This window comes from Pseudomonas sp. GW822-FHT06B12, from assembly GCF_058799675.1.
Genome location: NZ_JBXALR010000007.1, coordinates 41,758 through 66,489, shown reverse-complemented (window position 1 = coordinate 66,489; position 24,732 = coordinate 41,758). Strand labels below are relative to the sequence as shown.

Annotated in this window: 21 protein-coding genes and 4 tRNA genes; 13 read left to right on the top strand and 12 right to left on the bottom strand. The window is 59.3% G+C overall.

Annotated elements, in window-relative coordinates; genetic code table 11:
- Positions 1-4: 4 nt before the first annotated feature.
- From AC1RKH_RS17120 to thiO, 4 genes are read left to right on the top strand one after another with little or no spacing between them, the layout of a single operon-like run.
- Entirely contained in the window at positions 5-490 is a 486-nt protein-coding gene (locus tag AC1RKH_RS17120; protein ID WP_404942505.1) for a pilus assembly PilX family protein, read from the top strand.
- Entirely contained in the window at positions 477-3,638 is a 3,162-nt protein-coding gene (locus AC1RKH_RS17115) for a pilus assembly protein (RefSeq protein ID WP_493064448.1), read from the top strand. Before AC1RKH_RS17120 ends, AC1RKH_RS17115 begins: the two co-directional genes overlap by 14 nt.
- A 15-nt stretch (positions 3,639-3,653) precedes the next feature.
- The gene (locus AC1RKH_RS17110; RefSeq protein ID WP_123423605.1) at positions 3,654-4,055 is read left to right on the top strand and encodes a type IV pilin protein; all 402 of its coding nucleotides are present in this window, start codon (positions 3,654-3,656) and stop codon (positions 4,053-4,055) included.
- A 57-nt stretch (positions 4,056-4,112) separates the two neighbouring features.
- Positions 4,113-5,213 (top strand): glycine oxidase ThiO, encoded by a 1,101-nt coding sequence (gene thiO, locus AC1RKH_RS17105; RefSeq protein ID WP_493064447.1) that lies wholly within the window; start codon positions 4,113-4,115, stop codon positions 5,211-5,213.
- 118 nt (positions 5,214-5,331) lie between these two features.
- Here the strand turns inward: thiO and AC1RKH_RS17100 are convergent, their stop codons facing one another.
- From AC1RKH_RS17100 to AC1RKH_RS17085, 4 genes are all read right to left on the bottom strand, one after another.
- Positions 5,332-6,678, bottom strand: coding sequence for a sigma-54-dependent transcriptional regulator (locus tag AC1RKH_RS17100; RefSeq protein ID WP_493064446.1), 1,347 nt, complete (start codon positions 6,676-6,678; stop codon positions 5,332-5,334).
- On the bottom strand, positions 6,675-8,264 hold the full coding sequence (locus AC1RKH_RS17095; RefSeq protein WP_493064445.1) for a sensor histidine kinase: 1,590 nt from the start codon (positions 8,262-8,264) through the stop codon (positions 6,675-6,677). Before AC1RKH_RS17095 ends, AC1RKH_RS17100 begins: the two co-directional genes overlap by 4 nt.
- Positions 8,254-8,490 carry a PP0621 family protein gene (locus AC1RKH_RS17090; protein ID WP_493064444.1) on the bottom strand — a complete coding sequence of 79 codons (237 nt, stop codon included), beginning with the start codon at positions 8,488-8,490 and terminating at the stop codon, positions 8,254-8,256. Before AC1RKH_RS17090 ends, AC1RKH_RS17095 begins: the two co-directional genes overlap by 11 nt.
- A 126-nt stretch (positions 8,491-8,616) precedes the next feature.
- A complete protein-coding gene (locus AC1RKH_RS17085; protein ID WP_493064443.1) occupies positions 8,617-9,633 on the bottom strand; it encodes an outer membrane protein assembly factor BamD in 1,017 nt (338 codons plus the stop codon).
- 151 nt (positions 9,634-9,784) lie between these two features.
- On the opposite strand from AC1RKH_RS17085, the gene rluD reads away from it, so the two are divergent.
- The 8 genes from rluD (at position 9,785) to AC1RKH_RS17045 (ending at position 16,667) form a co-directional block, all read left to right on the top strand.
- Complete coding sequence (gene rluD / locus AC1RKH_RS17080; protein WP_123423611.1) at positions 9,785-10,747, top strand: 23S rRNA pseudouridine(1911/1915/1917) synthase RluD; 963 nt, start codon at positions 9,785-9,787, stop codon at positions 10,745-10,747.
- Positions 10,744-11,469, top strand: coding sequence for a peptidoglycan editing factor PgeF (pgeF, locus tag AC1RKH_RS17075; protein WP_493064442.1), 726 nt, complete (start codon positions 10,744-10,746; stop codon positions 11,467-11,469). Before rluD ends, pgeF begins: the two co-directional genes overlap by 4 nt.
- Before the next feature lie 130 nt (positions 11,470-11,599).
- A complete protein-coding gene (clpB, locus tag AC1RKH_RS17070) occupies positions 11,600-14,164 on the top strand; it encodes an ATP-dependent chaperone ClpB (RefSeq protein ID WP_123423613.1) in 2,565 nt (854 codons plus the stop codon).
- 296 nt (positions 14,165-14,460) lie between these two features.
- Positions 14,461-14,536, top strand: a tRNA-Asn gene (locus AC1RKH_RS17065).
- 9 nt (positions 14,537-14,545) lie between these two features.
- Positions 14,546-14,622 (top strand) — tRNA-Pro (locus tag AC1RKH_RS17060).
- A gap of 5 nt (positions 14,623-14,627) precedes the next feature.
- Positions 14,628-14,703 (top strand) — tRNA-Lys (locus AC1RKH_RS17055).
- Positions 14,704-14,801: 98 nt separating this feature from the next.
- Positions 14,802-14,875: transfer RNA gene (locus tag AC1RKH_RS17050), tRNA-Pro, on the top strand.
- Positions 14,876-15,041: 166 nt separating this feature from the next.
- Complete coding sequence (locus tag AC1RKH_RS17045; protein ID WP_493064440.1) at positions 15,042-16,667, top strand: methyl-accepting chemotaxis protein; 1,626 nt, start codon at positions 15,042-15,044, stop codon at positions 16,665-16,667.
- Between the two features lie 120 nt (positions 16,668-16,787).
- Here the strand turns inward: AC1RKH_RS17045 and AC1RKH_RS17040 are convergent, their stop codons facing one another.
- The 3 genes from AC1RKH_RS17040 to AC1RKH_RS17030 all read right to left on the bottom strand — a co-directional run bounded on the left by AC1RKH_RS17040 (position 16,788) and on the right by AC1RKH_RS17030 (position 19,050).
- Positions 16,788-18,086 (bottom strand): NAD(P)/FAD-dependent oxidoreductase, encoded by a 1,299-nt coding sequence (locus AC1RKH_RS17040; RefSeq protein ID WP_123423615.1) that lies wholly within the window; start codon positions 18,084-18,086, stop codon positions 16,788-16,790.
- A gap of 60 nt (positions 18,087-18,146) precedes the next feature.
- Positions 18,147-18,320: a DUF3094 family protein gene (locus tag AC1RKH_RS17035; RefSeq protein WP_123423616.1), complete on the bottom strand. Its 174-nt coding sequence runs from the start codon at positions 18,318-18,320 to the stop codon at positions 18,147-18,149.
- 103 nt (positions 18,321-18,423) lie between these two features.
- Positions 18,424-19,050 (bottom strand): DUF1780 domain-containing protein, encoded by a 627-nt coding sequence (locus AC1RKH_RS17030; RefSeq protein WP_071553268.1) that lies wholly within the window; start codon positions 19,048-19,050, stop codon positions 18,424-18,426.
- Positions 19,051-19,181: 131 nt separating this feature from the next.
- On the opposite strand from AC1RKH_RS17030, the gene AC1RKH_RS17025 reads away from it, so the two are divergent.
- Positions 19,182-19,868 carry an energy-coupling factor ABC transporter permease gene (locus AC1RKH_RS17025; protein ID WP_493064439.1) on the top strand — a complete coding sequence of 229 codons (687 nt, stop codon included), beginning with the start codon at positions 19,182-19,184 and terminating at the stop codon, positions 19,866-19,868.
- Positions 19,869-19,911: 43 nt separating this feature from the next.
- On the opposite strand, the gene yacG is transcribed toward AC1RKH_RS17025, so the two are convergent.
- Genes yacG through pilB form a run of 5 tightly spaced genes read right to left on the bottom strand, consistent with a single transcriptional unit; the run spans position 19,912 to position 24,525 of the window.
- Complete coding sequence (yacG, locus tag AC1RKH_RS17020) at positions 19,912-20,112, bottom strand: DNA gyrase inhibitor YacG (RefSeq protein ID WP_493064438.1); 201 nt, start codon at positions 20,110-20,112, stop codon at positions 19,912-19,914.
- Positions 20,109-20,732 (bottom strand): dephospho-CoA kinase, encoded by a 624-nt coding sequence (gene coaE / locus AC1RKH_RS17015; RefSeq protein WP_493064437.1) that lies wholly within the window; start codon positions 20,730-20,732, stop codon positions 20,109-20,111. The genes yacG and coaE overlap by 4 nt, the downstream gene beginning before the upstream one ends.
- Positions 20,729-21,601, bottom strand: coding sequence for a prepilin peptidase (locus tag AC1RKH_RS17010; protein WP_493064436.1), 873 nt, complete (start codon positions 21,599-21,601; stop codon positions 20,729-20,731). The genes coaE and AC1RKH_RS17010 overlap by 4 nt, the downstream gene beginning before the upstream one ends.
- A 2-nt stretch (positions 21,602-21,603) precedes the next feature.
- Positions 21,604-22,821 carry a type II secretion system F family protein gene (locus AC1RKH_RS17005; RefSeq protein WP_493064435.1) on the bottom strand — a complete coding sequence of 406 codons (1,218 nt, stop codon included), beginning with the start codon at positions 22,819-22,821 and terminating at the stop codon, positions 21,604-21,606.
- Positions 22,822-22,824: 3 nt separating this feature from the next.
- Entirely contained in the window at positions 22,825-24,525 is a 1,701-nt protein-coding gene (gene pilB, locus AC1RKH_RS17000) for a type IV-A pilus assembly ATPase PilB (protein WP_123423623.1), read from the bottom strand.
- Positions 24,526-24,732 lie beyond the last annotated feature (207 nt).

The following is a 24,732-nucleotide window of genomic DNA, read 5'->3' as shown; positions in this document are numbered from 1 at the left end:
GGCGATGCCGATGATTCGTTCTCCTCTCAAGGCACACGCTCAGCGCGGCATGGCGCTGCTGATGAGCCTGGTGTTTCTGCTGCTGTTGACGCTGATCGGCATTTCTTCGATGCAGAACGCCACGCTCCAGGAAAAAATGGCCGGCAGCGTGACACTGCGCAATCAGTCTTTCCAGGGCGCAGAAGCGGCGTTGCGTATCGGTGAAAGCGCCGTGCAGTTGAGTGCATACACCCTGGCGGCGTGCGCCAATACCACTCAGTGTGCACCGCCGGCGGAGTCTTCGGTGATCACGGCTGCCGGGTTCAATTCGACCTCCGGGGTGACCTGGATCGCTGCCGGCAGCGGCTTTTATGGTGTACAGAACATCGGCACCACACTGAGCGCCGTGAATGTCCCGAGCAACACCTCGGCGACGCTCTATCGGGTCACCGCCGTCGGGGTGGCGGGTACCTCGCGCAGTGTGGTGGAGAGCATCTATGCGAAATACTGAGGCTCGTCGTCGGGAGCTATGCCGTTGGTTGACGCAGTTAGTCTGCGGCTGGCTGCTGGGTCTTTATCTGGCCGTTCCGGCGTATGCCTTCACGCCATCGGATTCACCGCTGCTCGGCGCATCGGCAGTCGCGCCGAACGTGTTGCTGCTGATCGATGACTCGGGGAGCATGAACAGCATCATCTATGCCCCGGGGTTTGACCCGACCGTCTCACGAACTCCGGCCCAGCAATGTAACGCGCTCTTGGGCTTGTGTTTGAGTGGCTCCGCTATCGTTGGCGATCCGATCCTGCTGTCCAGTTTGCCCCAGTCGGGATGTTCCAGCGGTTACTACGCGTTCTACAAAAACAGCCTGACGCCGTTGTGCCTCAAGCTCCCTGACCCGGTGGGCAGCGGCAACACCCGTTATTCCGATAACTACATCTCCTACCTGGTGAGCCTGGCCAATGGCAGCAATCGCGACTTCACCGATGGCTCGATACCCAATGACTACCGAATCAACGTGGCGCGCAACGTAGCCACCGCGCTGATCACCAGCAATCGTGGGCTGCGTTTCGGTCTGGCAACCTTTAATTCGCCGACCACCCATGGCAACAGCGATGGCAACAATGGCAACGGCAATGGCAATGGTATCGGCAACAACAATGCGGGTAATGGCGGTTACATCGTCAACGCGATCAGTGATCTGACGGTGGTCAGTGGCAACGTGACCCAAGCCCAGGCGGACGCCAACTACAACGCGCTGATCTCTGCCATCAGCGCCCTGACGGCGATATCCAATACACCGCTGGCGGAAACCTACTACGAAATCACCCGCTATTTTCGCGGCATGACGCCGTACTACAACTCAGGGCCAGCCATCTACACCAGCCCGATCCAGTACCGCTGCCAGAAGAACTACGGGGTGGTCATCACCGATGGTCTGCCGACCTACGACCATACTTTCCCGAACGACGATCCACTCGGCGGCACCCAACTGCCCAACTGGGACGGGATCAACAATGACGGTAACGACCTGCACGGTGATGACGAGGGTGACACCCTGTACCTGGACGATATCGCCAAATTCGCCTTCGACATCGACATGCGCTCCACCGGCACGGATCTGGCGGGCAAAAGCTGGAGTTCACCAGACTTCCCCAAGCAGAACCTGAACACCTACACCGTGGGTTTTACCACCGCCAATCAGATGTTGGCGGATGCCGCCCGTTACGGGCAGGGCAAGTACTATCAGGCAACCGACAGCGCCAGCCTCAACACTGCGTTATCGGCAGCCTTGAGCGACATCTCCACCAAGGCCGGCTCGGGTGGCAGCGGCGTCGCCAGCAGCAACACGGTGACCAGTGGCTCCAGTTATTTTCAGACCAGCTACGACCCCAAGGACTGGCGCGGCACGATCAAAGCCTATGGCTTCACCTCAAGCGGAGCCGTGGACACCACCTCGGTGCTGTGGACCACCGACACAGCCATCGTCCCCGGTGCGACGGCACCGACCTATCAGTCCTGGAACACTGCAACCAACGCCGCGGTCACCCTGGCCTATGGCAACTTCTCCAGCACCCAGCAAACCAGTCTCAGCCAGAGCCTGCCGACCGGTATCAGCGGCAGCGATCTGGTGGAGTGGAGCAAGGGCACCAACAAAACCGGCTTGAAGGCCCGCAGCGTGCTGCTCGGGGATATCATCAACTCGCCGTTGGCGCTGGCATCACCCACCGATAAAACTGCTTCTGACCTGGCCGGCAGCACCAGTTACAGCACGTTCCTGACCAGCAAGGCCGCGAACATGAACACCAGCCTGGTGGTGAATGCCAACGACGGCTTCGTGAATGTCATCAACGCCGGCAACGGCGCGCGGCGTTACGCCTACATGCCCTCCAGCGTACTGCCATCGCTGCACTTCATCGCCGACACCGGTTATATCAATGGCTCCAGCCACAAGTTTCTCAACGATGGTCAGGTTGGTGTGTTCGATGCGCAGCTCAACAGCGCCTGGAAAACCCTGGCCTTGGGCGGGGTGGGGGCGGGCGGCAAGACTTTTTACGCCGTGCAGCTTTTCGATGCGTCGGTGGGAAACGTGACCAATGCCTTGTGGGAAATCAGCGCGCCTGCCACCGCCAACACCGCGAACGCTTTCAATGATCTGGGTTATGCCTATGCGCGGCCGGAAGTGGCACGCTTGGCCGATGGTCGTTGGGCGGCCTTCATCTCCAACGGCTATGGCAGCAACTCGGGCGTTGCCGCGTTGTACGTGGTGGATATTCGCGACGGTTCGCTGATCAGGAAAATCGTCATCGACAGCACCGAAACCACCAATGGTCTGTCTTCGGTCAAGCTCAAGGTCGACTCGCAAAGTATTGTTCAGGCGGCCTATGGCGGCGATTTGAAAGGGCGATTGTGGAAGTTCGATTTGAGCAGTTCGAATCCCACCAGTTGGGGCGTGGCCTTTTCCGGCAAGCCACTGTTTACCACGCCGGGTGGTGCGACTCAGCCGATCACTGCACAGCCGTTGCTGGCGGACCATCCCATTAATGGCAAAGAAGTGTTTTTCGGCACAGGGAAATTCGACGAGACCGCTGACAAGCTCAGTAAGGATCTGCAAGCGTTCTATGGGGTGTGGGATGCCGATGGCGGCTCGGGGCAGATCACTGTGTCGAGCTTGCAGGCGCAGGCCGTCACGGGCGTGTTCACGGGAACCGCTGGGGGGCAGTTCATCACCACCTCGCAGAACCCCGTGACCTATCCTGCGCAGAACGGTTGGTACTTGCCGCTGGTGTACAACAGTGTCCTGACCGGTGAGCGGGTGATCAACCAGGCCGCTCTGGTGCTCGGACGGATTGTGTTTACCACGGCCGGCGTCGATACCACGGACCCGTGTTCAAGTTTTGGCACTGGCAAACTGGTCGAACTCGATGCGTTCAGCGGTAAGATGCTCAACTATGCGGTGCTCGACACCAATGGCGATGCCCTGGTCGACAGTAACGACACGATCTCCAGCGGGGTGATTTTTACCGGTGGTATCCCGACATTGAACGCGATCGTCAACAGTGCAGCCCGCAAAATCGTGAACGACTCCAGTGGCGGCATCACCACCCTGGTTGAAAAATCCGGCGGCGGCAGTCGTCGAATCATGTGGCGACAAATACAGTAAGTGAGAGTTGAGGCAATGCGCAGATCCAACCAAGGTTTTACCCTGATCGAAATCATGATCGTGATCGCGATCATCGGGATTTTGGTGACTATTTCCGCTCCGCTCCTGACCGAGTACGTGAAGAAAAGCCATCGCACCGAAATCGCCGGACTGCTGTCCGAGCAGGCGCAAAACCTTGAGCGGTTCTATTCGAAGAACAATGTGTACACCAACGCTACGGGGCTGAGTGCCGGCAACGACTACTACACCCTCACCCCGACGCTGACTGATCAGACCTTCCTGCTGACCGCCACGCGTAAAGCCGGGTCAACCATGGCCAGTGACAAATGCGGGGATTTCACCCTCACCAACACCGGCGTCAGAGGCATGAACAATGCGACGACCGGGTTGACCACCAAAGATTGCTGGGGTCGCTGAGTAACTTTCTTCGGGCGCGATTTGCGCCCTCTGTCTTTTTTATTGTTGGATCAGATGATGGCCAAACAACAGCAAGTGGTGATTGTCGGCGGCGGGGTGATCGGCCTGCTGACCGCGTTTAATCTGGCGTCGCACGTGCAGAGCGTGGTTCTGCTGGATCGCTCGAACGTTGGCCAGGAATCGTCCTGGGCCGGCGGCGGCATTGTTTCGCCGCTGTACCCGTGGCGCTACAGCCCGGCGGTCACCGCATTGGCTCACTGGTCCCAGGACTTTTATCCACAACTGGCCGAACGTTTGTTCGCGGCCACCGGAGTCGATCCCGAGGTTCATACCACGGGTCTGTATTGGCTGGATCTGGATGACGAGGCCGAGGCGCTGGCCTGGGCCAAGCGGGAAAACCGTCCGCTGAGCCAAGTGGATATCTCGACCGCTCACGATGCCGTGCCGGTGTTGGGGCCGGGGTTCTCGCGGGCGATCTACATGGCCGATGTGGCTAATGTGCGCAACCCGCGACTGGTGAAATCCCTCAAGGCGGCATTGCTGGCGCTGCCCAACGTGACTATTCATGAACAGTGCGAGGTTAGCGCGTTCATTCGTGAAGGCGATGCGGTGGTGGGTGTGGAAACTTCAAAAGGCCCGATCCATGGCGATCAGGTGGTGTTGACGGCCGGTGCCTGGAGCGGTGACTTGCTGAAAACCCTGGGCCTGACGTTGCCGGTGGAGCCGGTCAAGGGGCAGATGATCCTCTACAAATGCGCATCGGACTTCCTGCCGAGCATGGTTCTGGCCAAGGGCCGTTACGCCATTCCGCGCCGCGACGGGCACATCCTGATCGGTAGCACGCTGGAGCACGAAGGGTTCGACAAGACGCCGACTGAGTCGGCGCTGGAAAGCCTCAAGGCTTCGGCGGTCGAACTGATTCCGGCGCTGGCGCAGGCCGAGGTGGTGGGGCATTGGGCGGGGCTACGGCCGGGTTCGCCGGAAGGCATTCCGTATATTGGCGCGGTGCCCGGATTTGCCGGGTTGTGGCTCAATTGCGGGCATTACCGCAATGGCCTGGTGTTGGCGCCAGCCTCCTGCCAACTGTTCGCCGACGTGATGCTCGGCCGTGAACCGGTTATCGATCCGGCGCCTTATGCGCCAGTGGGCCGGATTTAGGTCGAAGATCAAAAGATCGCAGCTTGCGGCAGCTCCTACGCCGACCGGGTACACCCAAAATGGTGCGGATGGACCCCAATCCCGTAGGAGCTGCCGAAGGCTGCGATCTTTTAAGGCCTCAATCCAGCCCTAATTTCTTCAGCCTGTAACGCATCGACCGAAACGACAGATTCAGCCTCTGGGCCGCTGCTGTGCGGTTCCAGCGGGTTTCTTCCAGGGCCTGGAGAATCAGTTTGCGTTCGACGTTTTCCAGATACTGCTCAAGATTGTCGATTTTCGTCAGGTCCGGCAATCCGGTTTCGGCACTGCAATTACCGTCTGTCAGACGCAGGTCGCTGGCTTCGATCTGCTTGTTTTCACAAAGGGTGTACGCGCGTTCGAGCATGTTCTCCAGCTCACGGACGTTGCCCGGAAAACGGTACTGCTTGAGTGCATCGAGGGCTTGCGGATGGAGATGGGCGGCCGGCAAGCCGCTGCCTGCCGCGAGACGCTTGAGTACATGACTGGCCAGCAGCTCGATGTCGTCACGGCGTTCGCGCAACGGCGGGACGCGCAGTTCGATCACATTCAGCCGATAATACAAATCCTGTCGAAAGCGCCCGGCGGCCACTTCGGCGTCCAGATCCCTGTGGGTGGCGCAGAGTATTCGCACATCGATGATGGCTTCCTGCTGTCCGCCGATGCTGCGTACAGCCTTCTCCTGAATCGCTCGCAGCAGTTTTACCTGCATCGCCAGCGGCAAGTCGGCCACTTCATCGAGAAACAGGGTGCCGCCGTTGGCCGCCTGAAACAGCCCGGGCTTGTCTTCGATGGCGCCGCTGAAACTGCCTTTGCGATGACCGAAAAACTCGCTCTCCATCAATTCCGACGGAATCGCCCCGCAGTTGACCGGCACAAACGGCTGGCTGCTGCGTGGACCTTGTTCATGAATCAGCCGGGCGACCAATTCCTTGCCGCTGCCGGACTCGCCGCTGATGTACACCGGCGCCTGGCTGCGCGCCAGTTTGTCTATCTGTTTGCGCAGGCTGCGCATGGGCAATGAGTCGCCAAGCAGGCGGCGCTCGATGGCGCTGGTAGCGCCGCTGGCGACCGGCAGGCGCAGGGCGCTGACCACCAGCTCCCGCAGCCGAGTCAGGTCCACTGGTTTGGTCAGGAAATCGAAGGCCCCGGCTTTCAGCGCGTTGATGGCGGTGTCGAGGCTGCCATAAGCGGTGATCATCGCCACGGGGACTTGTGGATGGCTCAGCTGAATGTGCTGCACCAACTCCAGGCCGTTGCCGTCGGGCAGGCGCATGTCGGTCAGGCACAGGTCGAACCGTTCATTGGCCAGTAGGCTCCGCGCTTCGTCGACATTACGCGCGCTCAGCGTGTCGAGCTTCATTCGGCCGAGGGTGATTTCCAGTAGTTCGCGAATATCCGGTTCGTCATCGACGATCAGGACTTTTTGCCGTGGGCTTGTCTTCAACTTTGTTTCCGTCCGTGAGCAAAGGTGATGCGAAAGCAGCCGCCGCCTTGGCGTGGTTTGAAGTCTAGGCGGGCCTGGTTGCTTTCGCACAGCTCACGGGACAGATAGAGACCCAGGCCAGTGCCCTGACTACTGGTGGTGAAGAAAGGTTCGAACAGATGCGCTTGCTGCTCCGCTGAAACGCCGGGGCCGTTGTCCAGCACATCAAGGGTGGGAAGCTGGCTGTCAGGGTCAACAAAAAGCCTGAGCCAGACCTCGGCCTGCTCGTGCACAAGGGCGCTGTGACGCCAGGCATTGCGCAGCAGGTTGTCGAGCACCTGAGTCAGTTGGTCAGGGTCCATCAATGTGGTGAACGGCCCTGCGCCGGTACTCAGATGAATGTGCTGCCGATCTGTCGCACCCTCGCGCACCGTGCGCACGAACTGCTCCAGCCACGACTTCAAGTCGAGCCGTTGCGCTACGGTTTGCTGGCGGCGTGAAAGCTGCAGGACGTTTTCTATCACTCGGTTCATGCGTTGAGAGTGGTCTTGAATAATCTGCGTCAGACGCCGATCCGCGCCCATCAGTTCCTCAGACTCGTTCAGCAACTGCGCCGCATGGCTGATGGCGCCCAATGGATTGCGGATTTCATGGGCAATCCCGGCGGTCAGTCGGCCCAGTGCTGCGAGCTTGAGTTGCTGGGCTTGTTGCGCGACCTGGGCAAGGTCTTCGAGAAATACCAGGGTCTGACGTTGTTCGTTCAGGCCCAGTGCAATAAAACTCGGTTGCAGCTCCAGGCCTGTACGGGCGACTTTCAGGCTTTGTGGGCGCAAGGTCGGGTTGTTGAACCAGAGTTGCAGGCGCTCGACCAGGGCTGTCGAGTAATCGTCGATGAGCTGGCCGTCGAGGCGTTCCTGACCAAACAGGCTCAAGGCGCTGTGATTGGCCAACTGAACCCGGCGCTCGCTGTCGAGCACCAGGATGCCGGTGCGCATGCGTTGCAGGATCAGCGCATTGAGCGCTTCCAGGCCCATTACTTCGCTGGCGCGTTGCTCGGCCAGGCTCTCGCTGATCTCCACTCGTCGGGTCAGACCCTGCACCAGCAACGCTGCGGCAAAGCACAGTGCGCCGAGGGTGCCGGCTTGCAAGTAGTGATTGGCGCCGGTCGGATGGCTGCCGCTCAGGTAGAAACTCACGGAGAGGATGCCGATACTGGCAACGGCCGCGAGCAGCAGGCCGATGCGCCCACGCAGCAGCGCATTGCTGATGGCCACCGACACAATCAGCAGATTGCCGATGGCGCTGGGCGCGCCACCGGCGGCATAGAACAACACCGACAGCAGAAGGATATCGGCCAGCGCGAGGCTGAAGATTTGTGCGGATTGTCTGGGGTTCTGCAGAAACACCAGCAGCAGGATATTCAGAATCAAATACCCCCAGCTGCCAGTGCGCATCAGGTCGTCGTTGGCGAACTCCAGCAACTGGCTGTCCAGGTTGCTGGAGATCAACAGCACCAGAAGGATGCCGATGCTTAAACGGTAGAGATGATAGAGACGCAGCAGTCGCTGGGCCTGTTTGCCGCCGGGACTTGAGGTCTCAGCGATCACGTGAGCTCGGGCCTTGCTCAAGGTGAGCCTGGCTGCAATACCACTGTTGTTGAAGGCTCAGCGCGCGGTCGCGTGGCAGGTGAACACCGCAATGGGCGCAGCGAACCATGGGCGGCGCATCTTGTTCGCTGGGCGTACGGGAGGCGGTGTCGACGGGGCGTTTGAACTTGCGCCAGAACCATACGGCAGCAGCAATCAGGGCAATCCAGAACAGTAAACGAAGCATGGTGAGGCCGCTTTGCGATGAGTAATCAGGCAGTTTAGCCAAGGACTACGGACGCGCACAGCGCAATAAAACGCGGAAATAAAAAAGGGAGACTCGAAAGTCTCCCTTTTTGGTACCTGGCGGGTGTCAGTCGAACACACCGAAGGTCAGGCGGCTGAACCACGAGCGGTCGCTGTGGGTACCTTCGGCCTCGTGCTGCGGTTCTTCAACTGCATCGCCTTCCTTAGGCTTGAGGTCGGAAGGGATCGCGTCCTTGGCATCCTGGAACTGCTTCATCACGTCCTGGTTGGCGCGGGTTTCGCCCGGCGGCAGCGGTGGACGGGATTCGATCAGACCCAGGGTGGCCTTGCTCAACCACGAGCGGTTGTCGGCTTCGGCAACGCGCGGCACGAACTGGCCGTCGACCAGGGTCGGGTGCTTCGGGTAGTTGAGCTTCAGGGTTTCCAGGCTGCTGTTGGCCAGTTCGTCCAGGTGCAGACGCTGGTAGGCCTCGACCATCACCGCCAGGCCGTCACCGACCGAAGGGGTTTCCTGGAAGTTTTCCACCACATAACGACCGCGGTTGGCCGCTGCGACATAAGCCTGACGGGTCAGGTAGTAGTCGGCCACGTGGATTTCGTAGGACGCCAGCAGGTTACGCAGATAAATCATGCGTTGCTTGGCGTCAGGCGCGTAGCGGCTGTTCGGGTAGCGGCTGGTGAGCTGGGCGAACTCGTTGTAGGAGTCACGTGCGGCACCCGGGTCACGCTTGGTCATGTCCAGCGGCAGGAAACGCGCCATCAGACCGACGTCCTGATCAAAGGAGGTCAGGCCCTTGAGGTAGTACGCGTAATCGACGTTCGGGTGCTGCGGGTGCAGACGGATAAAACGCTCGGCGGCAGACTTGGCAGCCTCAGGCTCGGCGTTCTTGTAGTTCGCATAAATCAGCTCGAGTTGAGCTTGATCCGCGTAGCGACCGAACGGATAACGCGATTCCAGAGCCTTCAGCTTGGCTGTGGCGCTGGTATAGCTATTGTTGTTCAGGTCGGTCTGAGCCTGCTGGTACAGCTCGACCTCGCTGAGGTTTTCGTCGACGACTTCCTTCGATGAGCAAGCAGCGGTCAATGCGAGGATGGCGATCAGCAGCAGGTGTTTCACTTGCATGGCGGCTTGCGTCCCTATGACGGCCGCTGTCTTGGGCGGGGCCGTCCTGTTATGATGAGTACCCCGTTGAAAAGCCTCGGGGCAAAAGACGCCGTATTTAACCACAAGCGCGCAGCCGAAACCAAAGGCTGTGCCGACGCCTAGTCTGAGCATGTCCGATAAAATTGAACTTCGCGCAGAGGTGCCGTCCGAATTGGGCGGCCAACGCCTCGATCAAGTCGCCGCACAATTATTCGCTGAGCACTCGCGCTCGCGCCTTTCCGCCTGGATCAAAGACGGCCGCCTGACTGTGGATGGAGCGGTTATCCGCCCGCGAGACATCGTCCATGGCGGCGCCATCCTTGAGCTGACTGCCGAGCAGGAAGCTCAAGGAGAATGGATCGCTCAAGACATCGCCCTGGACATCGTCTATGAAGATGACGACATCCTGGTGATCAACAAACCTGCGGGCCTGGTGGTGCATCCTGCTGCCGGTCACGCCGACGGCACCTTGCTCAACGCCTTGCTGCACCACGTGCCGGACATCATCAATGTGCCGCGCGCCGGTATCGTGCACCGTCTGGACAAGGACACCACCGGTCTGATGGTGGTGGCCAAGACCATTCAGGCGCAGACGCAGCTGGTCACACAGTTGCAGAGCCGCAGCGTCAGCCGGATCTACGAATGCATCGTGATCGGTGTGGTCACCGCCGGCGGCAAGATCAACGCGCCGATCGGTCGCCACGGCCAGCAGCGTCAGCGTATGGCGGTGATGGAAGGCGGCAAGCAGGCGGTCAGTCATTACCGCGTGCTCGAGCGTTTCCGCTCCCACACTCACGTGCGGGTCAAGCTGGAAACCGGTCGTACGCACCAGATTCGCGTGCACATGGCCCACATCAACTTCCCGTTGGTCGGAGATCCTGCCTACGGCGGTCGTTTCCGTATCCCGCCGGCAGCCAGTGTGACGATGGTCGAATCCCTGAAACATTTCCCGCGTCAGGCGCTGCATGCGCGTTTCCTGGAACTGGATCATCCGACCACCGGTAAGCGCATGAGCTGGGAATCGCCATTGCCGGACGATTTCGTCTGGTTGCTGTCGCTGCTCAAGCAAGACCGTGAGGCGTTCATCGGATGATTGACTGGCTGATTCCTGACTGGCCCGCGCCGGCCAGGGTGAAAGCCTGCGTCACCACCCGAGCGGGCGGCGTCAGCCTGGCGCCGTTCGACAGTCTCAACCTGGGCGAGCATGTCGAGGACAGCCCTGCGGCTGTCGCCGAGAATCGCCGACGTCTGACCGATCACTTTTCTATTCAACCGGCCTGGTTGCAACAGGTTCACGGCATTGCCGTGGCCCATGCTGACCCGGTTACCGTCGCGACGGCTGACGCGAGCTGGACTGCCACGCCGGGCATCGCCTGCGCGGCAATGACGGCCGACTGTTTGCCAGCATTGTTCTGTGATCGCGCCGGTACTCGCGTCGCCGCCGCTCACGCCGGCTGGCGCGGTCTGGCGGCGGGTGTGCTTGAGGCAACTGTCGAAAGCCTGGCCGTAGACCCTGCCGAGGTGCTCGTCTGGCTGGGACCTGCCATCGGTCCGAAAGCCTTCGAAGTCGGCCCGGAAGTTCGCGAGGTCTTTGTCCAGCAACTTCCTGAAGCCGCTCAGGCTTTTGTCCCGAGTCACAATGCCGGTAAGTTCATGGCCGACATCTATCTGCTGGCGCGCCTGCGTCTGGCGCAATGCGGCGTTACCGCCGTGTACGGTGGCGGCTTCTGTACTGTGACCGATCCACGCTTCTTTTCTTACCGCCGCAGTCATCGCACCGGTCGGTTTGCCTCCCTGGTCTGGCTCGAGCGCTAGACTTAGCTGACCTGCATCAACTGCACGACGCTTGAATCTTCCAGAATCGACCGCATCTAGTGGGGTATCTGGCAGGTTTCTCTATTTAGGTGTGTCCATCGCTCCGGCCTGCTCAAAAGGAAGGTGACCAATGCGTATAGACCGTTTAACCAGCAAATTACAGTTAGCCTTATCCGATGCTCAATCGCTGGCTGTCGGCCTCGATCATCCAGGCATTGAGCCTGCGCACCTGATGCAAGCGCTGCTTGAACAGCAGGGCGGCTCGATCAAGCCGTTGCTGATGCAAGTCGGTTTTGACATCAACAGCCTGCGCAAAGAGTTGAGCAAAGAGCTCGACCATCTGCCAAAAATCCAGAATCCCACCGGCGACGTGAACATGTCGCAGGATTTGGCGCGTCTGCTCAACCAGGCCGATCGCCTGGCCCAGCAGAAAGGTGACCAGTTCATCTCCAGCGAGCTGGTACTGCTCGCCGCCATGGACGAGAACAGCAAGCTCGGCAAGTTGTTGCTGGGTCAGGGCGTCAGCAAAAAAGCCCTGGAAAACGCGATCAACAACCTGCGTGGCGGCGAAGCGGTGAATGACGCCAATCACGAGGAGTCGCGTCAGGCGCTGGACAAATACACCATTGACCTGACCAAGCGCGCCGAAGAAGGCAAGCTCGATCCGGTGATTGGCCGTGACGACGAAATTCGCCGGACCATTCAGGTTCTGCAACGCCGTACCAAAAACAACCCGGTGCTGATCGGTGAGCCTGGCGTGGGTAAAACCGCGATCGCCGAAGGCCTGGCCCAGCGCATCATCAATGGCGAAGTGCCGGATGGCCTGAAAGGCAAACGCTTGCTGTCGCTGGATATGGGCGCGCTGATTGCCGGTGCCAAGTACCGTGGCGAGTTCGAAGAGCGCCTGAAATCCCTGCTCAACGAACTGTCGAAGCAGGAAGGTCAGATCATCCTGTTCATCGACGAACTGCACACCATGGTCGGCGCTGGTAAAGGCGAAGGCTCGATGGATGCTGGCAACATGCTCAAACCGGCTCTGGCCCGTGGCGAGTTGCATTGCGTCGGCGCGACCACGCTCAATGAGTATCGCCAATATATAGAGAAGGACGCGGCCCTTGAGCGGCGCTTCCAGAAAGTGCTGGTGGACGAGCCGAGTGAAGAAGACACCATTGCGATTTTGCGTGGCCTGAAAGAGCGCTACGAGGTTCACCACAAGGTGGCGATCACCGACGGCGCAATCATTGCAGCCGCCAAGCTGAGCCATCGCTATATCACTGACCGTCAGTTGCCGGACAAGGCCATCGACCTGATCGACGAAGCGGCCAGCCGCATTCGCATGGAAATCGACTCCAAGCCGGAAGTGCTGGATCGTCTGGAGCGGCGTTTGATTCAACTCAAGGTTGAATCCCAGGCGCTGAAGAAAGAAGACGACGAAGCGGCGAAGAAGCGTCTTGAAAAGCTCCAGGAAGAAATCGTTCGTCACGAGCGTGAGTATTCGGACCTCGAAGAAATCTGGAATTCGGAAAAAGCCGAAGTGCAGGGCTCTGCGCAGATCCAGCAGAAAATCGAGCAGTCCCGTCAGGAACTGGAAGCTGCTCGCCGCAAAGGCGACCTTAACCGCATGGCTGAATTGCAGTACGGGGTGATCCCGGATCTGGAGCGCAGCCTGCAAATGGTCGATCAGCACGGCAAGAGCGAAAACCAGTTGCTGCGCAGCAAGGTGACTGAAGAAGAGATCGCTGAAGTCGTGTCGAAATGGACCGGAATTCCAGTGTCGAAAATGCTCGAAGGCGAGCGCGACAAGCTGCTGAAAATGGAAAGCCTGTTGCACCAGCGCGTGATCGGTCAGAACGAAGCGGTGGTGGCGGTGGCCAATGCAGTGCGCCGTTCGCGTGCCGGGTTGTCCGACCCGAATCGCCCAAGCGGTTCGTTCATGTTCCTCGGCCCGACCGGTGTCGGTAAAACCGAGTTGTGCAAAGCCTTGGCCGAGTTCCTCTTTGATACCGAAGAGGCGATGGTGCGCATCGATATGTCCGAATTCATGGAGAAACATTCCGTGGCGCGGCTGATCGGGGCGCCACCGGGCTACGTAGGGTACGAGGAGGGCGGTTACCTGACCGAGGCGGTGCGTCGCAAGCCCTACTCGGTGATCCTCCTGGACGAGGTCGAGAAGGCCCACCCGGACGTGTTCAACGTATTGCTGCAAGTGCTGGAAGACGGCCGTCTGACCGACAGTCACGGGCGTACCGTGGATTTCCGCAATACGGTGATCGTCATGACGTCCAACCTGGGCTCGGTGCAGATCCAGGAGCTGGTCGGTGATCGCGAGGCGCAACGTGCGGCGGTGATGGATGCAGTGTCGACGCACTTCCGTCCGGAGTTCATCAACCGGATCGACGAGGTGGTGATCTTCGAACCGTTGGCCCGTGATCAGATTGCCGGCATCACCGAGATTCAGTTGGGTCGTCTGCGCAGCCGTCTGGCCGAGCGTGAGCTGAAACTGAACTTGAGCAGCGAGGCGCTGGATAAGTTGATTGCAGTGGGTTACGACCCGGTCTATGGCGCACGGCCGCTCAAACGAGCGATCCAGCGCTGGATCGAAAACCCGCTGGCTCAGCTGATTCTGTCCGGCAGTTTCCTGCCGGGCGCCACCGTGACGGCCACCGTTGCGAACGACGAAATCGTTTTCAACTGAGCGTTCGCGGCACGGTAATGGAGGAGGCCCCGCATCGCGGGGCCTTTTTTTTCTTAGGGTGTTGAACTGTAAGGAAAAGGCTTGTAAAGTGCGCCCCGCAGTAAGTCGCCCCAAGGGTTTCTACTCCCCAAGTAGAAATCTGAAATAAGTTGCAAATCATTGTCTTGAAAGCAATTTAGGGGGTTGACAGAGGTGTTTAAGATTGTAGAATAGCGCGCCTCAGACACACGAACGCAGCGATGCGAACGGGTCGAAGAGGTGAAGCAAGCTTCACAGTTGTAATTGAAATGTGTAGTTCCGTGATAGCTCAGTCGGTAGAGCAAATGACTGTTAATCATTGGGTCCCAGGTTCGAGTCCTGGTCACGGAGCCAATTTCAAACCGGGGTATAGCGCAGTCCGGTAGCGCGCCTGCTTTGGGAGCAGGATGTCAGGAGTTCGAATCCCCTTACCCCGACCATTTTTGGGTCGTTAGCTCAGTTGGTAGAGCAGTTGGCTTTTAACCAATTGGTCGTAGGTTCGAATCCCACACGACCCACCATTTTTGAAACCAGTTAGCGCTGGAATCGAATCTTAAGATCAGAGGCCAAAAGCGCTGATCGAAGAAGGCGCTCTTTTTGAAGGGTGCCTTTTTTTTACCGGGGTATAGCGCAGTCCGGTAGCGCGCCTGCTTTGGGAGCAGGATGTCAGGAGTTCGAATCCCCTTACCCCGACCCATATTAAAAATCCTCGTATCGAAAGATACGGGGATTTTTTTTGTCTGTTGAAAAATCCCCGTCATCTTCAAGTCATCGTACAACTTGCCGATAACGAGTTGACGGGGGACTGCCGCAGTAACGCCCCTTTACTCAAGCCACGACAAGAAAAAGGGCGCTCGTTATGTTGCTTCGTCAGTTGAATATCGCTCCTCGCGCAGCGTTGGGATTTGCCCTTATTGCGGTGCTGGTCGCCTTGCTCGGCGTGTTCGCGCTGGGGCAGATGTCGAGCATCCGCGACAGTGAGGTCGCGGTAGAGAACCAATGGCTGCCGAGCATTCGTGGTGGCGACGAGATCCGCGAGATCATGTTGCGCATCCGGACCATTTCCCTGCGCATGGCCCTGGATCCGGATCTGAAGAACATTGCGCAGTACCGCAGCCAGATGGACACCCGCGACAAGGAGCTGAGCGACAAGATCGCTGCCTACGACAAACTGGTCACCACCGCCGAAGGCAAAGGGTTGTATGACCAGTTCAAGAAAACCTTCGCGGCCTATCGTTCGGGCATCGCCCAGTCCTTCGTCCTGGCCGAGCAAGGTCGGCGTGACGAGCTGACCAAGCTGCTGCTGGTCGACATGAAAACCGTGGTCGACGGTTCCGGCAAGCAGCTCAATGACCTGGCGGAACTGTTCGCCAAACAGGTCGCCACTGAAAGCCAGAACTCCGCAGCGCATTACCAAACCTCGCGCCTGATTGTCAGTCTGTTCATCGGTCTGGCCGCTCTGGCCACTGTCGGACTCGCCATGTTGCTGACCCGCAGCATCGTGCGCCCTCTGACCGAAGCCCTGAATGCAGCCGAAAACGTGGCGCGGGGCGACCTGACCCAACCCATCGAAACTCATGGCAACGACGAAGTCAGCCGTTTGCTCAAGGCGCTGGCGACCATGCAGCAGAACCTGCGGGAAACCCTGCAAGGCATCAGCGGTTCGGCCACGCAATTGGCCACGGCGGCGGATGAGTTGAACGCAGTAACCCTCGACAGTACCCAGAACCTGCAGCAGCAGAACAACGAGATCGAACAAGCCGCCACCGCCGTCACGGAAATGACCACCGCGGTGGAAGAAGTCGCGCGCAATGCGGTGTCGACTTCCGATGCGACCCGCCAGTCCAGTGAGTCGGCGCATCTGGGTCAGGAGCGGGTCAGCGAAACCACCAGTGCCATCAGCGCCCTGGCCTGCGATGTGCAACACACTGGTGAACTGGTGCAGTCGCTGGCCAACCAATCCCAGGACATCGGCAAGGTGCTGGATGTAATTCGCGCCATTGCCGAGCAAACCAACCTGTTGGCGCTAAATGCCGCGATCGAAGCCGCACGCGCGGGGGAGAGCGGGCGAGGTTTTGCGGTGGTGGCCGATGAAGTGCGCGCGCTGGCGCATCGCACGCAGCAGTCGACCCAGGAAATCGAGCAGATGGTGCAGGGCATGCGCAGCGGCTCGAGCCTGGCACTCGAGTCCATGCAGGCCAGTGCCTCGCGTGCCGCCAGTACGCGGGTACTGGCCGAGCGGGCGGGCGAAGCCCTGCAAACCATCACCGCGTCGGTGCATGAAATTCACGAGCGCAATCTGGTGATCGCCAGTGCCGCCGAAGAACAGGCGCAAGTGGCGCGGGAAGTCGACCGCAATCTGGTGAACATCCGTGATTTGTCGGTGCGTTCTGCGGCGGGTGCGGATCAGACCAGCGCTTCCAGCCATGAACTGTCGAAACTGGCCAACGCGTTGCAGGGTATGGTTCGGCGCTTTCAGGTGTAAATTTGAGCGATAAAAAAATGTGGGAGCGAGCTTGCTCGCGATGACGGTAGGTCAGTCAACACTTGGGTTGACTGGCAGTCCGCTATCGCGAGCAGGCTCGCTCCCACCTTATTGGCTTTGTCAGTGCAGCTTCAGACGCGGCTCGGTCCCACGGCCAATCTTGCTGCCCAACATCAGCATCGCCGTGCGGAACGGGCCGTACAGCGCGACCTGGTGCATACGGTACAGCGACACGTAAAACATCCGCGCCAGCCAACCTTCGAGCATCACGCTGCCAGTCAGGTTGCCCATCAAGTTACCCACAGCCGAAAAACGCGACAGCGAGATCAAGGAACCGTAATCGGTGTACTTGTACTCAGGCAGCGCCTTGCCTTCGATGCGCAGTTTCAAGGATTTGGCCAGCAGCGAGGCTTGTTGGTGTGCCGCCTGCGCACGTGGCGGCACGTTGCGATCGGTGCCGGGTTGTGGGCAGGCCGCGCAGTCACCGAAGGCGAAGATGTTTTCGTCGCGGGTAGTTTGCAGGGTCGGCAGCACTTGCAGCTGATTGATCCGGTTGGTTTCCAGGCCGTCGATATCCTTGAGGAAACCCGGTGCACGAATCCCGGCCGCCCAGACTTTCAGGCTGGCCTTGATCTCCTGGCCGCTGGCAGTGATCAGCGCATCGGCGGTGACTTCGCTGACCGCCGCGTTGGTCAGCACCGTGACCCCGAGTTTTTCCAGGGTTTTATGCACCGGGCCGCCGATCCGCTCCGGCAGGGCAGGCAACACCCGTGGGCCAGCTTCGATCAGGGTGATGTGCATGTTTTCCGGAAGAATCCGGTCCAGGCCGTACGCCGCCAGTTCGTGGGCCGCGTTGTGCAGTTCCGCCGCCAGTTCGACGCCAGTGGCGCCAGCGCCGACGATGGCCACGCTGATCTGTTGCACCGCATCGGATTGCCCGGCGTGGGCGCGCAGGTAGTGGTTGAGCAATTGCTGATGGAAGCGCTCGGCCTGTTTACGGGTGTCGAGGAACAGGCAGTGCTGCGCCGCACCCTGAGTGCCGAAATCGTTGGTGGTACTGCCGACCGAAATCACCAGCGAGTCATAAGCCACCTCGCGTGCCGGCACCAGTTCCAGGCCATTTTCGTCGTAGGTGGCGGCCAGCTGGATTTTCTTCTGTGCGCGATCGAGCCCACTCATGCGCCCCAGCTGGAACTCGAAGTGGTTCCATTTTGCCTGGGCGACATAGTTGAGTTCGTCTTCGGAAGAGTTCAAGGAACCTGCCGCCACTTCATGCAACAGCGGTTTCCAGATGTGGGTCAGGTTCGCGTCGACCAGCATCACACTGGCCGTGCCACGCTTGCCCAGAGTCTTACCCAGACGGGTAGCCAACTCCAGACCGCCGGCGCCGCCGCCAACGATGACAATACGATGAGTCATGGGGATATCTCGCAAGGCTAAAGGAAATCGGTGCAATTACCCGAGCGAGCGCGATGCAGCTCATAGCGTCAGGTAACTGATAAGTCGGCTCAGCAGGCCCAGGCCAATTGTCACTGCCAATACCACCACGAGGAGCATCCACGGCCGGAAAGGCCGGCGCTCGACTCGGTTCTGGGACAGTTGCAGGTAGTCTTCGACATGCTGTTGGTCGTCGGGTTTCAGGCGGCTGGTCATCGTGGGCCTCGTCAGGGGTAGACGTTGCTGAATGTGTAGAAGCTACAGGGAATTTATTCCCCTGTGAACGGAGCATAGCCGCAGGCAGGGAAGGGGCCGACGCTCACAGGCTGATCCCGACGTCGAAGAGGATGCTGCGTCCCAGGTTGCCGCGCAGAAAGTCCGGCGCCTCGGGGTGGGCGAACAGCACCCGGGCGAAGGTCGGGCCCACCAGTGACAGCGAGCGCCAGCCCTGGCGCAGGTATTCGGTGGGCGGCGGGAAGTGGCTGTTGAGGTCGAGTACTTCGCGCTTGAGGCTGGCGAAGGCGATGATGTCCAGTTCGCCCAGGTCCATGCCGCGTTCTTTGTAGTTGTGCGCTTTTTTGCGCAAGGTCGGCGCCAGTCTCAGCAAGAACTCGTTGGCGGGAATGCGCCTGGGTTTGGCTTCGCGGCGTACCAGTTGGCTCAGGGAGAAGGCACTGCGCCGGCGTTGTAGCTCGTCGCGCCACTCGTCATTGAGCCGTCGACCTTCGTCGAGCACGAAGAACACCTCGAAATTCGCCTCGCGAAACAGAACGTCCGGCGGCTCCCCGGCAGGGCTGAATTCGTCGACGCGGTAGGGAATGTTCAAGCCTTGCAGCAGGCGTTGGCAGACCCAACGCTCACGCTCCCATTTGCGGGCATTGGAAAGGAACGCGTTGGCTTGCTCGGCCGCGATGGTCAGCAGGCGCAAATAATCTGAGTCATCCATAGGCCAAGCTTAGCGTCCAAATGCGACAAGCTGAAGCTTTGCATCGAGTGGCACGATTTGGGGGCGGTGTAGACTGCTGCGTATGGGGCTGTTGCCAAGGAGACAGCTATGGAGTCGAAGGATTTACCCTCATGATCGGTGCCCGATTACTATCACCCGAAACCCTCACGCTCGGCTGGTTGATCTACGTGCCGGTGCTGATCTGGGCCGTTGCGCGAGCACCATGGGTCGAACTGTTCACCGACAGTCGACGTCAGCATTTGCTGTTCGGCACTGTGTTCTCGCTGTTCATACTCTGGCTGGTGCGACGGGATTTCGATACCGGCGTGTCCTACCACTTTATTGGCATGACGGCGGTGACGTTGCTGCTGGACTGGCCGCTGGCGATTGTCGGCGGGCTGGTTGCGCAGGTGGGGCTGGTGCTGCTCGGGCGTCAGGATCTGGCCGCAATGGGGGTCAATGGCACGTTGCTGATCCTGTTGCCGGTGCTGGTCACCGAATGTTGCGCGATTCTGGTGGAGCGGGCGCAACCGCGTAATCCCTTTGTGTATATCTTCTGCTCAGGCTTTTTGGCCGCCGCACTCTCGGCGTTGCTCTGTCTTTTGCTGGGGCTGGGTTTGCTGTGGTTCGACGAGCGTTTTGCGATGCCGGAATGGCTGGAGGATTTTGTCGGTTATCTGTGGTTGATCATCTTCCCCGAGGCGTTCATCAACGGCATGGTGATCAGTGCGCTGGTGGTGTTCTGTCCCGAGTGGCTGGAGACCTTCAATCGTACGCGTTACTTGTCGGCGCCTTGGAAGGACGACGACAAGCCTTGATAACGAACTGGATTATGGCTGCATGCGCCCCTGATGCCGGGGATCAGTGACGCGGGTCGAAATCTTCCGTAAACAGATCATCTTCAGCATCCGGGCTGACCGGAATCTTGTGTTCTTCCGACGCCCAGGCGCCCAGATCGATCAGTTTGCAACGGTCCGAGCAAAACGGCCGGAAGGTGCTGGTCTCGCTCCATTCAACAGGGGCGCCGCAGGTTGGACATTCGACGACAGGGGGTTGGCTCATGACTGGCCTCCACGCAAAGTAAGGTAAAAGTGATGCAGGCGTTCGACTTCGCTGTGCAGCCAGGCGAGGTCGCGGTCGTTGACCACCACATCGTCGGCATGGCTGATGCGGTCCTGACGGCTGGACTGGGCCTTGAGGATCGCCTGAACCTGCTGTTCGCTGGTCTGGTCGCGCTGCAAGGTGCGTTCGATCTGCAAGTGTTCTGGTGCATCGATCACCAGCACTCGTTGGGTCATTTTGTACTGCCCGGACTCGATCAGCAGCGGCGACACCAGAATCGCATAAGGTGATTGTGCGCGTGCCAGGTGCGCTGCGATTTCCTGAGCGATCAGCGGATGCAGCAACGCTTCGAGCCAGCGGCGTTCTTCGGGTACTTCGAAGATCAGTTTGCGCAGTGCGGCGCGATCCAGTTGACCGTCGGCTTGCAGCACGCCGGCACCGAAGTGCTCGGCAATTTGCGCCAGCGCCGGGCGACCGGGTTCAACCACCCAGCGTGCGGCATGATCGGCGTCCACTGCATGCACGCCCAGATCGATGAAATGCCGGGCCGCTGCGCTTTTGCCGCTGCCGATGCCACCGGTCAGGCCGAGAATCCAGGGTTTTTCCACAGGGGTATTCATTTGAAACCGACAAACTGCCAATAGAAGTCGGTTATTTGACCACCCCAGAGCAAGGCAATCCAGCCGGCAATTGCCAGATACGGTCCGAAGGGGATCGGCGTCGAGGTTTTGACCTCTTTCAGGCGCAGTAAAATCACTCCCCCCACGGCGCCCACCAGTGATGAAAGCAGGACCGTCAGCGGCAGAATCTGCCAGCCGCCCCAGGCACCGAGCAGCGCCAGGAGCTTGAAGTCTCCGTGACCGATACCTTCCTTGCCGGTCATCAGTTTGAACAGCCAATACACCGACCACAGCAGCAGATAGCCGGCCACCGCGCCCCACATCGCCGCCTGCAAGGATACGAAGAGCTCGAAGCTGTTGACAATCAACCCCAGCCACAACAACGGCAACACCAGCACATCCGGCAGCAATTGGTGGTCGGCGTCGATCAGACACATCGCCAGCAACCCCCAACTCAAGACCAGCACCCACGCCGCCTGCCAACCAAAGCCGAAGTGCCAGGCGACAAACGCCGACAGCACGCCGCAGGCCAGTTCGGTCAAAGGGTAGCGTGCACTGATCGGCGCTTTGCAATTTGAGCAGCGGCCGCGCAGTGCCAGGTAACTGAGCAGCGGAATGTTTTCCCAGGCGCGGATTCGATGCGCGCAATGCGGGCACTGCGAGTGCGGCAGCATCAGGTTGTAGGTCGGACCCGGTGCTTCGGGCGGTAAATCCAGTACGTCCAGAGCTTGTTGCCGCCAGTCGTACTCAAGCATTTTCGGCAGACGCCAGACCACCACGTTGAGAAAACTGCCGATCACCAGTCCGAGCACTAGTGTGATGACAACAAACGCCAGTGGGTAACCGGCCAGAAACTCACTCAAGGGCATGTTCAGATCGCTGTGCCGAGTTGGAAAATGGGCAGGTACATCGCAACCACCAGCCCGCCGACAATGACGCCGAGCACCACCATGATGAAGGGTTCCATCAGGCTGGTGAGGTTATCGACCATATTGTCGACTTCAGCTTCATAGTAGGTCGCAACCTTGTCGAGCATGTCGTCCAGTGCACCGGATTCCTCACCAATGGCAGCCATTTGAATGGCCATGTTGGGGAAAACCCCGCTGGTGCGCATCGAGAAGTTCAACTGCATGCCGGTGGAGACATCTTGCTTGATGCGTAAAACCGCCCGTTTGAAGACGATATTGCCAGTGGCGCCAGCCACCGAATCCAGGGCTTCGACCAAGGGCACGCCCGCAGCGAAGGTGGTCGACAATGTGCGGGCATAACGGGCCACTGCCGATTTGTAGAGCAGCGTTCCGATGATCGGCAGTTTCAGCAGATGAGTGTCCAGCCAGTCGCGAAAGCGTTGTGAGCGTTTGAGCGCGTGGCGAAAGCCCAGAAACCCGACAATCAGGCCACCCAGCAATAGCCACCACCACGCCTGCATGAACTCGGAGAGACCGATCACCATCACGGTGAAGGCCGGGAGTTCTGCGCCGAATCCGGAAAACACCGACTGAAACTGCGGGACCACTTTGACCAGCAGAATGCCGGTGACGATGACTGCGACAATAACCACGGCCAGCGGATAGGTCATGGCTTTTTTGATCTTGGCCTTGAGGCTTTCGCTTTTTTCCTTGTAGGTCGCAACCCGCTCCAACAGCGTGTCGAGGGCGCCGGCCTGTTCGCCCGCATCGACCAGATTGCAGTAGAGCTCATCGAAGTACTGCGGCTTTTTCCGCAGTGCGGTGGCGAAGCTGTTGCCGGCGGCGACTTCCTGTTTCACCTCATCCACCAGTTTGCGCATGTTCAGGTTGTCGAAGCCTTCGCCGATGATGTCGAACGACTGCAGCAAGGGCACGCCGGCTTTCATCATGGTCGCCATTTGCCGGGTGAAGAGGGCAATGTCCAATGCCGTGATACGTTTACCGGCACTGAACAGCGAGGCGGTTTTTTTCCGCACCTTGCCCGGGTTGATGCCTTGTTTGCGTAGCTGCGCCTTGATCACGGCCGGGTTATGACCGCTCAGCTCGCCGGCTATTTTGCTGCCTTTCTTGTCGGTGCCTTCCCAGGCGTACAGATTGACCTTGATTGCTTTGACCGCCATGACTCAATCCTTGGTGACCCGGTTGATTTCCTCAAGGCTGGTGACGCCCTGCATGGCCTTGAGCAGGCCCGAGGTGCGCAGGTCGTTGAAGCCGTCCTTGCGCATCTGGGTATCGATTTCCAGAGAATTGCCTTCAGCCATGATCAGCCGTTGCAGCTCCGGGGTGTTTTTCACGACTTCATAAATGCCGACTCGCCCTTTGTAACCGTTGTTGCAGTGTTCGCAACCGGCGGGTTCGTAGATCGTGAAGGAGCCGATGCGTTCCCGAGGGAAGCCTTCCTTGATCAGGGTTTCATCGGGAATCGAGAGGGCTTTTTTGCAGTGGCTGCAAAGCTTGCGAGCCAGGCGCTGGGCAATGATCAGGTGCACGGCGGTGGCGATGTTGAACCCCGGGATGCCCATATTGTGCAGGCGAGTCAGGGTTTCCGCCGCGCTGTTGGTGTGCAGGGTGGACAGCACCAGGTGTCCGGTTTGCGCAGCCTTGATCGCAATTTCGGCGGTTTCCAGGTCGCGGATCTCGCCGACCATGATGACGTCCGGGTCCTGGCGCAGAAATGAACGCAACGCCTGAGCGAAGTCCAGGCCCTGCCTGGGATTGACGTTGACCTGATTGATGCCTTCCATGTTGATCTCTACCGGGTCTTCGGCGGTGGAGATATTGATGTCGACGGTATTGAGGATATTCAGCCCGGTGTACAGCGATACGGTTTTCCCTGAACCGGTCGGCCCGGTGACCAGAATCAGCCCTTGAGGCTGTTTGAGCGCCGCCATGTACAGGTCTTTCTGATCGGGCTCGTAACCCAGCGCGTCAATGCCCATCTGTGCGCTGGACGGGTCGAGAATCCGGATCACGATTTTTTCGCCCCACAACGTTGGCAGGGTGTTGACCCGAAAATCGATGGATTTACTTTTCGACAGGCGCATCTTGAGCCGCCCGTCCTGGGGTTTTCGACGTTCCGAGATGTCCAGGCTGGCCATCACCTTGAGGCGTGCGGCGATGCGGTTGGCCAGTTGAATCGGCGGCCTGGCAACTTCGCGCAGCATGCCGTCGGTACGTACCCGCACCCGGTAGGATTTTTCGTAGGGTTCGAAATGCAGGTCCGAGGAACCGCCCTTGATCGCGTCCAGCATCATCTTGTTGACGAAGCGCACCACCGGGGCATCGTCGGAGTCCTGGCCGGTGATGGTGTCCTGGCGCTGGTCGTCGATGGCCTCGATGTCCAGGCCTTCGAGGTCGACGTCGTCCATGTCTTCCAGGCCGGAGCTGTGGGTATCGAAGAACTTTTCGATGGCGTCATTGAGTTTGTCGTCTTCGACCAGGATCGCTTCGGTGGTAAGCCCGGTGCTGAACTGGATGTCGTTGATCGCCTGGTGATTGCTCGGGTCGGAAATGCCCACGAACAGTTTGTTGCCGCGCCGCCAGAGCGGCAGGGCGTGGTGCTGGCGAATCAGTTTTTCGCTGACCAGCTCTTTGGGCAGGGTGTCCTTGTCGAGACAGTTGAGGTCGAGGAAGGCGACGCCGAAATGTTCGCAGGCAACTTCTGCAACCTGGCGACTGCTCACCAGTTTGTTTTGTACCAGATAGCTGACCAGGGAAATGCGATTGCGGTGGGCTTGCTGATCCGCCTGATGCGCGCTGTGGTCAGTGAGCAGTTCTGCCAGCACCAATTGCTTGGCCAGGCCGCTGAGGTTGATGTCATTCATTCGAATACCAGACACAGACAGTTCAAGACTTATAGCCTAGTCAACGGATGGAGCCCCACCAGCGCTCTTGAGGTGACAAAAAGTGTCAGATAGTGCGGTTTCTCGGGGTGCGCGCCGGGCTAATGTCGGTCTGACACCCTGTAAACAGGGGGCGAAAGGCTTGGCATGTGCTGTGCTTTGACTTGTTCAGGACATGAGATTTCGCCT

Excerpts from the sequence above, each read along its gene's own strand:
- AC1RKH_RS17005 (WP_493064435.1), bottom strand. The coding sequence starts at position 22,821 with ATGGCGGTCAAAGCAATCAAGGTCAATCTGTACGCCTGGGAAGGCACC.
- clpB (WP_123423613.1), top strand. The coding sequence starts at position 11,600 with ATGCGTATAGACCGTTTAACCAGCAAATTACAGTTAGCCTTATCCGAT.
- coaE (WP_493064437.1), bottom strand. The coding sequence starts at position 20,732 with ATGAATACCCCTGTGGAAAAACCCTGGATTCTCGGCCTGACCGGTGGC.
- AC1RKH_RS17120 (WP_404942505.1), top strand. The coding sequence starts at position 5 with ATGCCGATGATTCGTTCTCCTCTCAAGGCACACGCTCAGCGCGGCATG.
- AC1RKH_RS17010 (WP_493064436.1), bottom strand. The coding sequence starts at position 21,601 with ATGCCCTTGAGTGAGTTTCTGGCCGGTTACCCACTGGCGTTTGTTGTC.
- thiO (WP_493064447.1), top strand. The coding sequence starts at position 4,113 with ATGGCCAAACAACAGCAAGTGGTGATTGTCGGCGGCGGGGTGATCGGC.
- pilB (WP_123423623.1), bottom strand. The coding sequence starts at position 24,525 with ATGAATGACATCAACCTCAGCGGCCTGGCCAAGCAATTGGTGCTGGCA.
- AC1RKH_RS17035 (WP_123423616.1), bottom strand. The coding sequence starts at position 18,320 with ATGACCAGCCGCCTGAAACCCGACGACCAACAGCATGTCGAAGACTAC.
- AC1RKH_RS17115 (WP_493064448.1), top strand. The coding sequence starts at position 477 with ATGCGAAATACTGAGGCTCGTCGTCGGGAGCTATGCCGTTGGTTGACG.
- AC1RKH_RS17040 (WP_123423615.1), bottom strand. The coding sequence starts at position 18,086 with ATGACTCATCGTATTGTCATCGTTGGCGGCGGCGCCGGCGGTCTGGAG.
- yacG (WP_493064438.1), bottom strand. The coding sequence starts at position 20,112 with ATGAGCCAACCCCCTGTCGTCGAATGTCCAACCTGCGGCGCCCCTGTT.
- AC1RKH_RS17030 (WP_071553268.1), bottom strand. The coding sequence starts at position 19,050 with ATGGATGACTCAGATTATTTGCGCCTGCTGACCATCGCGGCCGAGCAA.
- AC1RKH_RS17025 (WP_493064439.1), top strand. The coding sequence starts at position 19,182 with ATGATCGGTGCCCGATTACTATCACCCGAAACCCTCACGCTCGGCTGG.
- AC1RKH_RS17085 (WP_493064443.1), bottom strand. The coding sequence starts at position 9,633 with ATGCAAGTGAAACACCTGCTGCTGATCGCCATCCTCGCATTGACCGCT.
- rluD (WP_123423611.1), top strand. The coding sequence starts at position 9,785 with ATGTCCGATAAAATTGAACTTCGCGCAGAGGTGCCGTCCGAATTGGGC.
- pgeF (WP_493064442.1), top strand. The coding sequence starts at position 10,744 with ATGATTGACTGGCTGATTCCTGACTGGCCCGCGCCGGCCAGGGTGAAA.
- AC1RKH_RS17110 (WP_123423605.1), top strand. The coding sequence starts at position 3,654 with ATGCGCAGATCCAACCAAGGTTTTACCCTGATCGAAATCATGATCGTG.
- AC1RKH_RS17090 (WP_493064444.1), bottom strand. The coding sequence starts at position 8,490 with ATGCTTCGTTTACTGTTCTGGATTGCCCTGATTGCTGCTGCCGTATGG.
- AC1RKH_RS17045 (WP_493064440.1), top strand. The coding sequence starts at position 15,042 with ATGTTGCTTCGTCAGTTGAATATCGCTCCTCGCGCAGCGTTGGGATTT.